This is a genomic window from Kiloniella sp. (genome assembly GCF_048270245.1).
Taxonomy (GTDB): Bacteria; Pseudomonadota; Alphaproteobacteria; order Kiloniellales; family Kiloniellaceae; genus Kiloniella.
Map to the genome: position 1 here is coordinate 619219 of NZ_JBLWTH010000001.1, position 13640 is coordinate 632858.

The 13640-nt window shown below is 46.1% G+C and carries 14 protein-coding genes; 5 read left to right on the forward strand and 9 right to left on the reverse strand.

Features of this window, described 5'->3' with window-relative positions; all coding sequences use genetic code 11:
• Nucleotides 1–140: 140 nt before the first annotated feature.
• The 7 genes from ACN0W5_RS02915 to ACN0W5_RS02945 all read right to left on the reverse strand — a co-directional run bounded on the left by ACN0W5_RS02915 (nucleotide 141) and on the right by ACN0W5_RS02945 (nucleotide 6490).
• Entirely contained in the window at nucleotides 141–1073 is a 933-nt protein-coding gene (locus ACN0W5_RS02915) for an FAD-binding protein (RefSeq protein ID WP_417452747.1), read from the reverse strand.
• Nucleotides 1074–1075: 2 nt separating this feature from the next.
• A complete protein-coding gene (locus ACN0W5_RS02920; RefSeq protein WP_417452748.1) occupies nucleotides 1076–1825 on the reverse strand; it encodes an electron transfer flavoprotein subunit beta/FixA family protein in 750 nt (249 codons plus the stop codon).
• A 150-nt stretch (nucleotides 1826–1975) separates the two neighbouring features.
• On the reverse strand, nucleotides 1976–2539 hold the full coding sequence (locus ACN0W5_RS02925) for a cob(I)yrinic acid a,c-diamide adenosyltransferase (protein WP_417452749.1): 564 nt from the start codon (nucleotides 2537–2539) through the stop codon (nucleotides 1976–1978).
• A 192-nt stretch (nucleotides 2540–2731) separates the two neighbouring features.
• Entirely contained in the window at nucleotides 2732–2929 is a 198-nt protein-coding gene (locus ACN0W5_RS02930) for a twin transmembrane helix small protein (RefSeq protein WP_085900978.1), read from the reverse strand.
• A 72-nt stretch (nucleotides 2930–3001) separates the two neighbouring features.
• Entirely contained in the window at nucleotides 3002–3859 is an 858-nt protein-coding gene (locus ACN0W5_RS02935; RefSeq protein WP_417452750.1) for a DUF4743 domain-containing protein, read from the reverse strand.
• A gap of 145 nt (nucleotides 3860–4004) precedes the next feature.
• Nucleotides 4005–4184 (reverse strand): hypothetical protein, encoded by a 180-nt coding sequence (locus tag ACN0W5_RS02940; protein ID WP_417452751.1) that lies wholly within the window; start codon nucleotides 4182–4184, stop codon nucleotides 4005–4007.
• A gap of 251 nt (nucleotides 4185–4435) precedes the next feature.
• On the reverse strand, nucleotides 4436–6490 hold the full coding sequence (locus tag ACN0W5_RS02945) for a methylmalonyl-CoA mutase family protein (protein WP_417453117.1): 2055 nt from the start codon (nucleotides 6488–6490) through the stop codon (nucleotides 4436–4438).
• Nucleotides 6491–6680: 190 nt separating this feature from the next.
• Here ACN0W5_RS02945 and ccrA point away from each other — a divergent pair, with 190 nt between their 5' ends.
• Entirely contained in the window at nucleotides 6681–7964 is a 1284-nt protein-coding gene (ccrA, locus tag ACN0W5_RS02950) for a crotonyl-CoA carboxylase/reductase (RefSeq protein ID WP_417452752.1), read from the forward strand.
• A gap of 201 nt (nucleotides 7965–8165) precedes the next feature.
• Entirely contained in the window at nucleotides 8166–9824 is a 1659-nt protein-coding gene (locus tag ACN0W5_RS02955; protein ID WP_417452753.1) for an acyl-CoA dehydrogenase family protein, read from the forward strand.
• 24 nt (nucleotides 9825–9848) lie between these two features.
• Here ACN0W5_RS02955 and gluQRS read toward each other — a convergent pair whose 3' ends face one another.
• Nucleotides 9849–10709, reverse strand: coding sequence for a tRNA glutamyl-Q(34) synthetase GluQRS (gluQRS, locus tag ACN0W5_RS02960; protein ID WP_417452754.1), 861 nt, complete (start codon nucleotides 10707–10709; stop codon nucleotides 9849–9851).
• A gap of 55 nt (nucleotides 10710–10764) precedes the next feature.
• Between gluQRS and ACN0W5_RS02965 the strand changes: the two genes are divergently transcribed.
• The 3 genes from ACN0W5_RS02965 to ACN0W5_RS02975 all read left to right on the forward strand — a co-directional run bounded on the left by ACN0W5_RS02965 (nucleotide 10765) and on the right by ACN0W5_RS02975 (nucleotide 13030).
• Complete coding sequence (locus ACN0W5_RS02965) at nucleotides 10765–11394, forward strand: DNA-3-methyladenine glycosylase family protein (RefSeq protein WP_417452755.1); 630 nt, start codon at nucleotides 10765–10767, stop codon at nucleotides 11392–11394.
• 125 nt (nucleotides 11395–11519) lie between these two features.
• Entirely contained in the window at nucleotides 11520–12194 is a 675-nt protein-coding gene (locus tag ACN0W5_RS02970; RefSeq protein WP_417452756.1) for an alpha/beta hydrolase, read from the forward strand.
• A 266-nt stretch (nucleotides 12195–12460) separates the two neighbouring features.
• The gene (locus ACN0W5_RS02975) at nucleotides 12461–13030 is read left to right on the forward strand and encodes an HNH endonuclease (protein WP_417452757.1); all 570 of its coding nucleotides are present in this window, start codon (nucleotides 12461–12463) and stop codon (nucleotides 13028–13030) included.
• A 79-nt stretch (nucleotides 13031–13109) separates the two neighbouring features.
• On the opposite strand, the gene ACN0W5_RS02980 is transcribed toward ACN0W5_RS02975, so the two are convergent.
• Entirely contained in the window at nucleotides 13110–13625 is a 516-nt protein-coding gene (locus ACN0W5_RS02980) for a disulfide bond formation protein B (protein ID WP_417452758.1), read from the reverse strand.
• Nucleotides 13626–13640 lie beyond the last annotated feature (15 nt).

Consider the following 13640-nt stretch of genomic DNA (forward strand, 5'->3'; position numbering starts at 1 on the left):
ACTCTTCACGAGCCTTTCCGTTACACTGTAATTTAAAACAAGACGCTATCATATTTGATAGCGTCTTGTCGTAGGGTATCATTGCAGATCGGTCTTTGAAATATCAAGTCTCAATAAGTGAGAGAGATAAGCCAAAAGATTTATCCAAGCTTAGCTTCAAGCTCGGGAACTGCATCGAAGAGATCCGCAACCAGACCATAATCGGCAACCTGGAAGATTGGTGCTTCTTCGTCTTTATTGATAGCAACGATGACCTTTGAGTCTTTCATTCCGGCAAGGTGCTGAATAGCCCCGGAAATTCCTACAGCAATGTAGAGGTCTGGTGCCACAACTTTACCGGTCTGACCGACCTGGTAGTCATTTGGTACATAGCCAGCATCAACAGCAGCACGTGACGCACCAACAGCTGCGCCAAGTTTATCTGCAACCCGTTCCAGCATGGCGAAATTTTCGCCGTTTTGCATGCCGCGACCACCAGAAATAACAACGCCAGCGGTTGTCAGTTCAGGGCGCTCGGATTTAGTCAGCTCTTGGCCTTCGAAAGCGGAAAGACCGGCATCACCTGTTGCATCAACAGTCTCTACTGCAGCTGAACCGCCTTCTTCTGCTGCGGCATCAAAAGCTGTACCGCGAACGGTAATAAGTTTGATTGCATCTGAAGACTGAACCGTTGCCAAGGCATTACCAGCATAGATCGGACGGACAAACGTATCTGCAGATTCAATTGCCGTGATCTCTGAGATCTGCTGAACATCCAACAGTGCAGAAGCACGTGGAAGAATATTTTTGCCATAGGTTGTCGCTGGTGCCAGCACATGGCTATAACCAGAAGCAAGATTAACGATCAATGGTGCAATGTTTTCAGCAATGTCCTGAGCATACTCAGGGGCATCGGAAACAAGAACCTTGGAAACACCAGCAATCTTTGCAGCGGCTTCACCAGCTGCGGCACAGCCAGAACCAGCAACAAGGACGTGTACGTCATCACCCAGCTGTGTAGCTGCGGTAACAGTGTTTAGCGTAGCAGGCTTAATGCTTGCATTGTCGTGTTCGGCGATAACAAGAATAGACATCGTTAGATCACCTTTGCTTCGTTCTTGAGTTTGTCGACCAGTTCAGCAACGGAACCAACAATAACACCGGCATCACGTGCCGGAGGTTCTGTTACCTTCAGCGTGCTGACACGCGGTGCTGCATCAACGCCAAGATCAGCAGGGGATGTTGCGTTGATAGGCTTTTTCTTCGCTTTCATGATGTTTGGAAGCGACGCATAACGTGGCTCGTTCAAACGAAGATCAACTGTCAGAACAGCTGGCATTGCAAGGCTTGCGTTTTGGAGGCCGCCATCAACTTCACGTGTGATGTTTAGCTTGTCACCTGCTACTTCAACAGCAGAGATGAAAGTGCCTTGTGACCAACCAAGAAGAGCAGAAAGCATCTGTCCAGTTTGGTTATTGTCACCATCAATTGCCTGTTTCCCAAGGATAACGAGGCCTGGCTCTTCATTGGCGACAACAGCTTTTAACAGCTTGGCAATCGCCAATGGCTGTAAATCTTCGTCGCTCTGAATGTGAATGCCACGATCTGCGCCCATCGCAAGGCCAGTACGGAGAGTTTCTTGAGCCTGGGCTGGTCCAGCTGAAACAACAATGATTTCACTGACAATGCCAGCTTCTTTCATGCGTACAGCTTGCTCAACCGCAATCTCACAGAACGGGTTCATCGCCATTTTGACGTTTGTTAATTCAACGCCAGTCTGGTCAGATTTAACCCGAACCTGCACGTTCGCGTCTATAACGCGTTTGATTGGGACGAGTACTTTCATCTAGAAGTATCCTTAATATTCGCGCTTTACCTAAGCAAAATGACAAGAATCTATAAGTCCGTCATTTTACTCTCTAACAGCCAGTCGCCGGGAAGATTAGGCCCGCCGACATACACTGTCAATGATCGCCTGAAGACTTTCTCCCGAAGATCATCGGTTTGCCCCGGGTACCCAGAGCACGTCCTTTGCCCCCTTGTCATTGACATGGCGAGCAAGAACAAAAAACAAATCGGAAAGACGGTTGATATATTTCAATCCTTCTGGGTTGATGTCCTCTGTTTGACTCAGGGCTGATATAAAGCGTTCAGCTCTGCGTGAAACGGTTCTGGCCTGGTGCAGGTAGGCTGCAATTTCACTACCCCCGGGAAGAATAAATGACTTTAAAGGTGATAAATCAGCATTTAAATCATCTATTTCCTGTTCAAGCCTTTCTACCTGTTCGGCAGTGATCCTTAGGGGGGGGTATTCAGGATCTTTTTCTTCCGGGCAACAGAGGTCTGCGCCAAGATCGAAAAGATCGTTTTGAATACGTGCCAGAATGTTATCAACAAGATCTTTACTGTATAGTCGCGCAATACCAACGATGGCGTTTGTTTCGTCAACGGTGCCATAAGCTTCAACACGGAGGTCGTGTTTATGGACGCGTTTACCGGAACCAAGCGAGGTTTTACCTTTATCGCCGCCTCTTGTGTAAATACGTGTCAATTGTACCATTACAGCAAGCTCTCTTTCTAAAGGGTTGAGTTTGTCGTCGTTCCTTTTCCTATAACAGTTGGCCTTTTCCTTTAACAGATGGAAAGAGTACCTTGGAAGGACTTGAAGAATATATCACCGATGCGACTGACTTTTGACGAATAAAGCTGAAATTTTTCTTATCAAGGAGTGTTCAGCAGTTTTAATCTGTTCCTATTGGTTCTTGGCCCAAAATGCGATCAGGAAAATAATAAGTGCAATTCCTTGTGCTAAAACACGATACCGCATGAATTTGTTGGCGTGTTGTTTGTTGTATTCGCCGCCGCGGGCCATGCTGATAAGCCCGGCAAAAAGGATGACAACGACAGCAACAAGCGAAAGTACCATCAAGATATTTAAAAAACTGTCCATAATTATGTTTCCGAATTATTTTCTTGGAATTATTTCAGTGTCTAGTATTCGTTTGTCTGGTTTTACGATTTATTACGCTATGTCTTGGCGGTGCATGCCTTCGATCAAATCTGAATAGGTATCGTCATCAGGGGTGAGGTAACCTTCTCTGATCAAAAAGTGGATCAAAACAAGGCTGACGTTGTATTTGAAATCATCCGTATTTGTGATGCGGTCAATAACCTTTTCTATGGGCCATAGATAAAATTCCTCTACCTCTCCGTCCATGTTTTGCGGGATGAAGCTTTCATCCAAATATAGGTCATAGGTATAAAGGTGATCATTTTTCAAGCCGTCAGGGCGTTCGCAGCGATAGGTAACCATACCTGTTGCTTTGGCTGTTGCTGCTATAGCGCGTGGGATGTTGGCTTCTTCTTCAGCTTCTTTGATCAGGTTTTCCATTATGGTTAAACCATAAGGTTGTCCCCCAGCTACGATATGGTCCAATTCTCCGGGCGCGTTTGGCTTGGATAACGCACGCTTCCCAATCCAAACCTTCAAGCCGTCTTTTGTATGAACGAGGCCGTTGACATGAACACCGTAACTTCGAATACCAAAGTGACCAGAAGCCCCGCGATCCATTTTTAAAAGGGGCGGCAGGTGCCAGCTATTGGTCACGGCATATTCTTCATCTCGCCACCTGGGGATGATGCCATCTTTTACCAAAGTCTTAATAACGCTTTCAACTTCGCTGGTGCGGTTTTCAAATGTTGTGAGCTTGGTTGAAAGAGTGACGCTTTGCGACGATACATCAAAGACAGAAGTGAAATCTTTTAACCTTGTCGCTAAATCATGTGTGATGTGCCCATGAACTTCACTGTTGATAATGAAGGGGAGATAATTTTCCGGCTGCCAGAAATGGCAGGCTTTGACACGCTCTAACAGAGACAAGGAGGACTCCTGAATTATTTGCTGCGGGGAGGCATTATTTCAGGAGTATATTGCGATTTCCCAGATTTATTGGCAATGAGATTTATGTGTAATAATTAAAAACAAAGCACTCGGTTCGGATTAAAATCCGTTTTGAAAATCTATATTAGCCGTGTTGTATTGAAGTAGGCTTTTTTAATTCCATTATTTTTTGAGGAGATTCAAGAGAGCTTTTTGATTCAAGTATGGTTGCGGGTTGAACACTAGGGGCGTGAGACCGTCCAAGGAACATGACGCCAAAGACGAGAAGGGCGGCTGAAAAAGCGATGCGAAATATAAGGTTCATTTTGATCTCGTTGCTCATGATTTGAGCTAATAAAGTACTGACAAAACAAAAGTCTAAGTACGAAAAATTGAATTTGATGATCTATTTATGGATGGCACTAAACATTACAAGGGCCATGCTTAAACTTTCTTAAGATTAAATGGGAGCAGCTTTTGAAATTAAAACTCACTTTTTAGTGAGGGCTCTTAAACTCCCAAATTACCTCTTTTCTTTGAGAATTGCTTTTTCCGGGGTGTCGAGGGTGCAAAATACTACTTCGCGGCCCTTTTGTAGGGGGCTGATAATATGTTGGTTATATCGCTAAGGATGGAACCAAGGTCGAAGTCCTTTGGTGTGTAGACGGCAGAAACGCCTAACTTCAAAAGATGTTCCGCATCTTCTTTGGGAATGATGCCGCCGACGACAATAGGAATGTCTGAGATTCCAGCGGCCTGCATCTTTAATATGATCTCTTTGACCAAGGGGACGTGAGATCCGGAAAGGATAGAGAGGCCAATAATGTGGACACCTTCTTCCAAGGCAGCGTTTACAATTTGTGACGGTGTTAAGCGAATGCCTTCGTAGACGACCTCGTATCCTGCTTCTTTGGCGCGAACTGCGATTTGTTCTGCGCCGTTTGAATGACCATCAAGACCTGGCTTGCCAACAAGAATCTTAGGGCGGCGTCCTATCTTCGTTGTTAACTTATCAAGCTCAGCTCGTATTTTTACGAGGTGGTCCTGATCTCCTTCGTTCAAAGAACTCTGACCAACACCTGTCGGGGCGCGAAACTCTCCAAAAATTTCTCTGAGTGTTTGCGCCCATTCACCCGTTGTCACCCCGGCATGGGCGCAAGCGATAGAGCTTTCCATGATATTATCATTTGTTATGGCTGCGGTTTTAAGTTGGGAAAGGGCGTGTTCAACGTCATGGGCATTTCTGTTCTGACGCCAGAGTTTTAATTTCTCAATTTGCTGGGCTTCAGCGGCGTCATCCGTTTTTAAGAAGCCATTATCTTCGCCCGTTGTCAGGGGAGAGGGCTCTGTTTCTGTATGTTTGTTGACGCCGATGACTGTGAGATCTCCATTTTCGATATCCCTGAATCTTTGCGCCGCTGATTCAACCAATTTTCCTTTCATATAAGAACTCTCTACAGCCGCGATCGCGCCGCCCATTTCCTCAATGCGAGCAAGTTCTTCTTTTGCTTCGTTCATGAGCGCCTGAACTTTGTTTTCAATTTCTGTAGAGCCGTTAAAAATATCGCCATATTCAAGGAGATCGGTTTCAAAGGCGACTATCTGCTGCAATCTGAGAGACCACTGTTGATCCCAAGGGCGTGGTAGGCCCATGGCTTCGTTCCAGGCTGGAAGTTGGACGGCTCGGGCTCTGGCGTCTTTGGAGAGAACAACAGCCAGCATTTCAATCAGGATACGGTAGACGTTATTTTCAGGTTGTTGTTCAGTTAATCCAAGAGAGTTGACCTGAACACCATACCTGAACCGCCTGTATTTTTCTTCTGTTACACCGTAGCGTTCATGACAAATTTCATCCCAAAGTCGTGTGAAAGCCCGCATTTTACAAAGCTCGGTCACAAAGCGTACACCGGCGTTTACGAAAAACGAAATCCTGCCGACGACCTTTGAGAAATCGTGATCCGGTACTTGTCCGGAATCCTTTACAGCATCAAGGACTGATATGGCTGTCGCTAATGCGTAGGCAAGTTCTTGAACGGGTGTCGCCCCCGCTTCTTGAAGGTGGTAGGAGCAAACATTCATAGGGTTCCATTTGGGAACTTGATTGTAGGTAAACGAGATCACATCGGTGATGAGGCGCATAGATTGCTGTGGTGGAAATATATAAGTGCCGCGAGACAGGTATTCCTTGATCAGGTCGTTTTGGGTTGTGCCTGACAGTTTGCTACGGTCTAGGCCCTGTTTTTCGGCGCAGGCTATATAGAGCGCCAATAACCAAGGGGCCGTCGCATTTATCGTCATGGATGTATTCATCTGATCCAGAGGAATTTCGTGAAACAGTGTTTCCATATCCCCTAGATGAGAGATGGGAACGCCGACTTTCCCCACTTCACCCTGTGCAAGGGTATGATCCGAATCGTAGCCCGTCTGGGTTGGAAGGTCGAAGGCGACAGACAGACCTGTTTGGCCCTTTTTCAGATTCGTTTTGTAGAGTTCATTGGATGCCTTGGCATTTGAATGGCCAGCATAGGTTCTGAATAACCAAGGTTGATCAATTGTTTTTGTTGCATGTGCGTTGTTGCTTGTTTTTTTTGAACTCTCAGACATCCGAAATTTCCCTGAATTTTTCGTTATTGTCGTTATTTTGTTAAAATATAGACATAAAATTACTATATTATCCAGTGTTTAGTAAAAATATAATAATTGTGCATTGCAAAATAATTAGCTCGAGCTAAACTGATTTTCAACAGTGAGAAAGTTTTTGCCGCTCCGGGCGACATGTAAAGACCACCAAAAAAGTGGCATGAATGGGGATAAGGCTAAGATGAGTGAAACAGCAAAAATCGTGGATATTACAGCGCATCAGGAAAAGAAAGATTTGTATGAAGTTGGGGAAATCCCCCCGATGGGACATGTTCCAAAGCAGATGTATGCTTGGGCTATTCGCCGGGAACGCCAGGGCAATCCGGAACAGGCAATGCGGGTTGAAGTTGTCGATATACCAAAGTTAGAAAATAACGAGGTTCTTGTTCTCGTGATGGCGGCGGGTGTTAATTACAACGGGGTTTGGGCAGGCCTTGGTAAGCCGATTTCTGTCTTTGATGTTCATAAAGAACCCTATCACATTGCCGGATCTGATGCGTCTGGAATTGTTTGGGCTGTCGGGTCAAAAGTTACACGTTGGAAAGTTGGTGATGAAGTTATTGTACATTGTAATCAGGATGACGGGGATGATGAAGAGTGTAATGGTGGTGACCCCATGTTTTCTACCTCCCAGCGTATTTGGGGTTACGAGACACCTGATGGATCTTTCGCACAGTTCACGAGGGTCCAGTCCCAGCAACTTATGCATCGCCCCCGTCACCTGACTTGGGAAGAGTCCGCTTGTTACACACTGACTTTGGCAACGGCTTATCGCATGTTATTTGGTCATCGCCCTCATATCCTGAGACCGGGACATAACGTACTGGTCTGGGGAGCTTCCGGTGGTTTGGGCTCTATGGCTATTCAATTAATTGCCACGGCTGGAGCGAATGCGATCGGTGTTATTTCTGATGAAACCAAACGGGATTTCGTTATGTCCCTTGGTGCCAAGGGTGTTTTGAACCGTCGGGATTTCGATTGTTGGGGACGTCTGCCCGAAGTGAATGATGTCGACGGCTATAAAGAATATATGAAGGAAGTTCGTAAGTTTGGTAAGGCAATTTGGGACATTACGGGCAAGGGTAATGATGTTGATTTTGTCTTTGAACACCCGGGCGAACAAACCTTCCCTGTGAGCTGTAACATCGTTAAACGTGGCGGCATGGTTGTTTTTTGTGCCGGGACAACGGGCTTTAATTTGACCTTTGATGCGCGTTTTGTCTGGATGCGTCAAAAGCGCATACAGGGCAGCCACTTTGCCAATCTGAAACAGGCGTCGCAGGCAAATCAATTGGTTATAGAACAACGTCTTGACCCCTGTATGTCAGAAGTCTTTTCGTGGGAAGACATACCAAGGGCCCATACCAAGATGATGAATAATGAACACAAGCCTGGGAATATGGCTGTTCTCGTTCAATCAACGCGCCCGGGGTTACGTACCTTGGAAGATGTGATTGACGCTTAAGTTTCCTGCTGCCGATAAGCGCGATGGTTATGCTTATACGGGTGCATACCTCTGTCACGTCATGTCGTAGAGGGCTGTTGCGCTTATCGGTCTTTTTATTGTTCGATCTTATTTTGATAGGTTTTTCACCAAACGGTTACTCTTGTTTTGAAGTTGGTGCGCTAAAAAATCTATGACTGGGTAATTCCTTTGAGGTAAAAAATGTCAGAAAACCAAGAGCTTTTTTTTCGTTGCGAAAAAGCGATATCCTCATCCAAATCACTGCAGGAAAAAGCACGTGATTATTTGGTAAAGCAAACGACTGATGGTGATCGTATATCAGCAAGCTTAATCGAAGAGAACCAGTTTGCAGCCCATGGCTATGCATGGATGGCGACGTATGTTTCTGCTTTGGAAAACATGCTTTTTTGGGCACAAAGGCTGGATAGCGGAAATGAATTTCGCGAACTAGAACGGCTCATCCTCAAAATAGCCTTTGGCGAATATCTGTCCCAGCTATCTGGTGGAATTGCAATCAGCCAGGTTGAAATCCTGCGTCCTCAGGATTTGGGTGTAGAAGAAACTGATGTATTCAATTTTCATACGGACGGGGTTCGTGCGTTGATTGGTGATGGGAATACAAAAGAAAATAGAAAAGCTTTGGCTGATCTTTTGGTGAATAGCCTTGAAAGTAAAAATTTTGGGGCTTTAGGACTTGGTGATGAGACGCTGGAAATGGTCCGGGATCAGTTCGGGAAAGTTGCCGATGATTACAGTGATGCTGCTCATGAATGGCATTTGAAGGATGAACTCATCCCTATAGAGGTTGTTCAACAATTGGCGGAGTTAGGCATTTTCGGGCTAACGGTTCCTGAAGAATATGGCGGCCTTGGGATGGGGAAAACGGCCATGTGTGTCGTGACCGAAGAACTTTCCCGTGGTTACATCGGTTTGGGATCTTTGGGGACGCGCTCAGAAATCGCTGCGGAGCTCATTCGCTTGGGTGGGACGGAAGAGCAAAAGCAAAAATGGTTACCCCTGATTTCATCAGGTGAAATTTTACCGACAGCTGTCTTTACTGAACCCAACACGGGCTCTGATTTGGGATCTTTAAAAACACGGGCAGTGCTATCTCAGGATTGTTATAAAATCACGGGCAACAAGACCTGGATCACGCATGCCTCGCGAAGTGATATCATGACTTTGTTGGCAAGAACCAATCCGGATGAGCCTGGCTATAAAGGTCTTTCTATGTTTATCGCGGAAAAGCCCCGAGGAAATAATGATGAAGATTTTCCGGCTGAAGGCATGACCGGTGGGGAAATCAAGGTGCTTGGCTATCGCGGTATGAAAGAATACGAACTTGGTTTTGACGGTTTTGAAGTCAAAAAAGAGAACTTGCTTGGGGCGGAAGAGGGGCAAGGATTTAAACAGTTAATGGCGACCTTTGAATCGGCAAGGATTCAAACAGCCGCAAGAGCAGTCGGCGTGGCGCAGTGTGCGATGGAGCTCGGGATGCAATATGCACATGACCGTATCCAGTTTGGTAAATCGCTATACAATTTCCCCAGAGTTTACGGAAAATTGGTCTGGATGGTTGTTGAAACCATGATCGCTCGACAGCTAACCTACGCGTCGGCGCGGGAGAAAGATTCGGATCGACGCTGTGATATTGAAGCCGGCATGGCTAAGTTGTTAGGGGCGCGTGTTGCATGGTCAAATGCTGATAATGCTTTGCAAATTCACGGTGGCAATGGTTATGCGGAAGAATATAAAATAAGCCGTGTACTGTGTGATGCACGTATCTTGAATATTTTCGAAGGGGCAGCAGAGATACAAGCTCAGGTTATTGCACGCGGCCTTTTATCCGGGCGTAATTAAGTTGCTCTGCCGATCGCCTAGACTTTATCCTTGATCTAATAAGCCAACCATTTTTTTGATGTCGTCAGGATTTTTCCCCTGTTTTCTGAGTTCTCTGATGGCAAGGGCATTATGTCGCTTGGCCAGCCGATTACCTTCTTCATCGTGAAGCAGATCGTGGTGGTGCCAGGTTGGAACAGGCAATTTTAGTAACGCTTGCAAAAGCCTGTGAATATGAGTGGCTTGAAAGAGATCGGTGCCTCTGGTGATGCAGGAAATATTTTGAAGGGCATCATCAACGGTTACGGATAGGTGATAACTGGTATGAATGTCTTTTCTTGCAAGAACAACATCACCAAAAACTTCTGGTGTTGCTCTGACCTTTCCCTTTCTTTCATCATGCCAATATAGCTCTCCTGCTAAAGCGCACGCCTGCGCTGTGTTCAAGCGAAGAGCATAGCTGTCCCCTTGTGCGATGCGCGTTTCTCTTTCAGTCGTAGACAGGTTTCTGCAGGTGCCGGGGTATATTAAGCCATCTGGCCCGTGCGGGGCGCGCCCAGATTGTTGAACTTCGTTTTGAATTTCTTTGCGCGTGCAAAAACAAGGATAGAGAAGATCTTGGTCTTCTAGCTTTTTGAGTGCTCTCTGATAATCGTCCATGTGTTCAGACTGATTACGAGGGGGATCACGCCACTCCAAGCCGAGCCATGAAAGATCTTCGTATATGGCCTCCGTGAATTCCTTGCGGCATCGCGAAGTGTCTATATCTTCGATTCTCAGAATGAACTGGGCATGGTGTTTTTGCGCCTGTGTCCAGCTAAAGAGAGCGGAATAAGCGTGCCCAAGATGAAGATATCCGCTGGGCGAAGGCGCGAAACGAAAGATTTGTGTTGGCAATGTGGTCATTAAATGGGTTTTCATCAAATAGAATGTGTAATGGGAACAAGGGAAAAGTCCAGTCGTGAGTGATCGAAAAATACCGGATGAAGCTTTACGTGTCCCCTTAGGGGCACTTTCAAGTCAAGATCCTGATGTAGCCAAAGCGTATCTTGATTGTGGTTTGCCGCCAATCCGCACTCAGGATACCGGGTTTAATGGTTTGGTTGGGATGATTATTTCTCAACAGGTTTCTGTTCAGTCGGCAAAAGCAATCCTGGGTAGATTAATGGAACAAGTTGGGGAGATCACCCCGGAAAATATTTTAGCTTTGGATGACGACGGCATGAAGGCGGCAGGTTTGAGCCGCCCAAAACAACGTTACACACGTGGATTGGCCGAGGATGTTTTGTCCGGGCGCCTGCAGTTGGAACATCTACCGGATATGTCAGATGATGAGGTTATTGATCATCTGATCCAAGTAAAAGGTATAGGGCGTTGGACGTGTGAAGTATATCTTTTGTTTGCTTTGAAACGACCTGATGTCATGCCCGCTGCTGATCTGGCCTTGCAAGAGGCGATGAAGCATTTAAAGGGTTTGGAACATCGTCCAACACCGAAAGAAATGTATGAACTTTCCGAAAATTGGCGCCCCCATCGTAGTGCTGGCGCCCGTTTTTTATGGCACTATTATCGCCATGCTGGTATCGCCTGATTTTTCAAAATTTTGCCCCTTTTTATGGTGCTGTAGTTGAGAATTTGTTAACCATTTGGCTAAAATTGATGACCTGTGTTAAAAAGTCGTGTAAAAGTAGATAGTTATTCATGGGGGGCATGGAAATGTCAGAGGTAACATTAACTGGACCTCGTCACGAGCCGAGCTCGGGTGGGCCAGCAAAAGAACTCATAATCATGCTGCATGGTCTTGGTGCCGATGGGCAGGATCTGATTGGTCTCGCGCCTTTTTTTGCCAATGCTCTTCCGCATGCTGCTATCGTTTCTCCGGATGCGCATCAGCCTTGTGACATGGCCCCGATGGGGCGGCAATGGTTTAGCTTGATGAGCAGGGATCGAGATCTTATTCTCGATGGCATTCAAAAAGCAGCGCCTGTTGTGCAAACTTTTATTGATCAAGAAATGGCGCATTATAATTTGCCGCCCGAACGTGTTTTTCTGATGGGCTTTTCCCAAGGGGCTATGATGGCATACCATCTTGGTTTCCGCCAAAAGTCACCTTTTGCAGGCATGATGTGTTATTCCGGCATGCTGGTCGCGCCTGATTTGCTCAAGGATGAACTGTCTAGCAAGTGTACTGTGCTCGCGATTCATGGTGATAAAGATGAGGTTGTTCCCCCTGAGGCGCTTCCCGCGGCGGTACAGGCGATGACAGAGCATGATATAACTGTGTATCAGGAAATGATTTCCGAACTTGGGCACGGTATTGATGAAAACGGTATTCGCATGGGTGTTGGGTTTGTAACTGAATTGCTCGGTTATGCTGCTAAAGATGAATAGGCTAGGAAAAACGCGCTTATTGCGATGTTGAACAGGGGCTCTTTTTCGTGTGGAAAAGAGCCTTTTTTGCATCTAACGCTCGTGTCGTGAAATGAACTGAATTGTGACAGTTGAACCTGAGTTTTGTGTTTCTTTTGTTACTTTGGTACAAAATGTTGTATGTTTGTAAGAAGAGCATTACTTTTAAATAGATACTTCAGTATCGTTCAGTTTTGGTGCTTTGGTATCATTCGCCCTGGTGTTTTGAGATCCCACGGAGGAAAAACGTGGTTTCCTTTTCTGCTAATCCGGCGTTGGTCCTAAACGCGGACTTTCGTCCACTCAGTTATTTCCCTCTCTCTGTCTTGTCTTGGCAAGATGCAATTAAAGCTGTGTTTCTCGATCGCGTTCAAATTGTTTCTGAATATGAGAGCGAGGTTCATTCGCCGTCTTTCCAAATGCGTATACCAAGTGTTGTTGCCCTTCGAAGTTACGTTGAGATGGACCGACGCCCCGCATTTACCCGATTTAATGTATTTTTACGAGATACTTTTACCTGCCAATACTGTGGGGTTCGAGAAGCATCTGAATACCTGACCTTTGATCATGTCATTCCCCGATGCCAGGGGGGGGGCACGTCGTGGGAAAATATTATTACGGCCTGTCAGTCATGTAATTTATCTAAAGGGGGGCGGTCACCTTCAGAAGCGAGAATGGTGTTAAAGTCATGGCCGCGCTGTCCGACAGTTCATGAACTTAATCAGAACGGTCGTGGTTTCCCGCCAAATTACCTTCACGAAAGCTGGCATGATTTTCTTTATTGGGATGCTGAGCTTGAGCGAGACGGTGATGCTTAATTTTTTTGTACGAACGCAGGGATGAAAGATAAGACTCTTTAAGCCCAAGTATCATTGTGACAAAAAGATCGGGGGATGGTCAGGCTTGTCTAGAAACCTTAATTACCCATAAGCACGTTGAGGCAAGCGCTAGAGATATGATGATGTTATAGCCAGCCATTGAGATACCAAAAAGATCCCATGGTACGACATCGCACCGAACAATCGGCTGGTTCATCAATTGGCTGGTCAGGTCTGCTACCGAAGCCGAAAGGTCCAGTGCGCCTCCTTGGCATTCACTGGTTCCTTCCCACCAACGCTTTTCGACGCCAACATGAAATCCAGCGATAGTGGCACCTGCAAAAAATGACAAGCTGCTTGCGCCCAATGTTATTTTCGTCAGCGTAAGGTTTTTCCTTAGCATCCAGGCCAAAAACGCAAAGCCAGTTGCTACGACATAGGCCCAGCGTTGATATACACAGAGAACGCAGGGATATAAGCCACCAATATACTGAAAGGCTAAGGCTACTGCTAGAACAGTGGCACTGGACAGGATAGCGATTAACGCCATCCATCCAGACTTGATATCTGTTATCGTTTTAACAAGTGCAGCCATTTTCTCGCCTGTTTG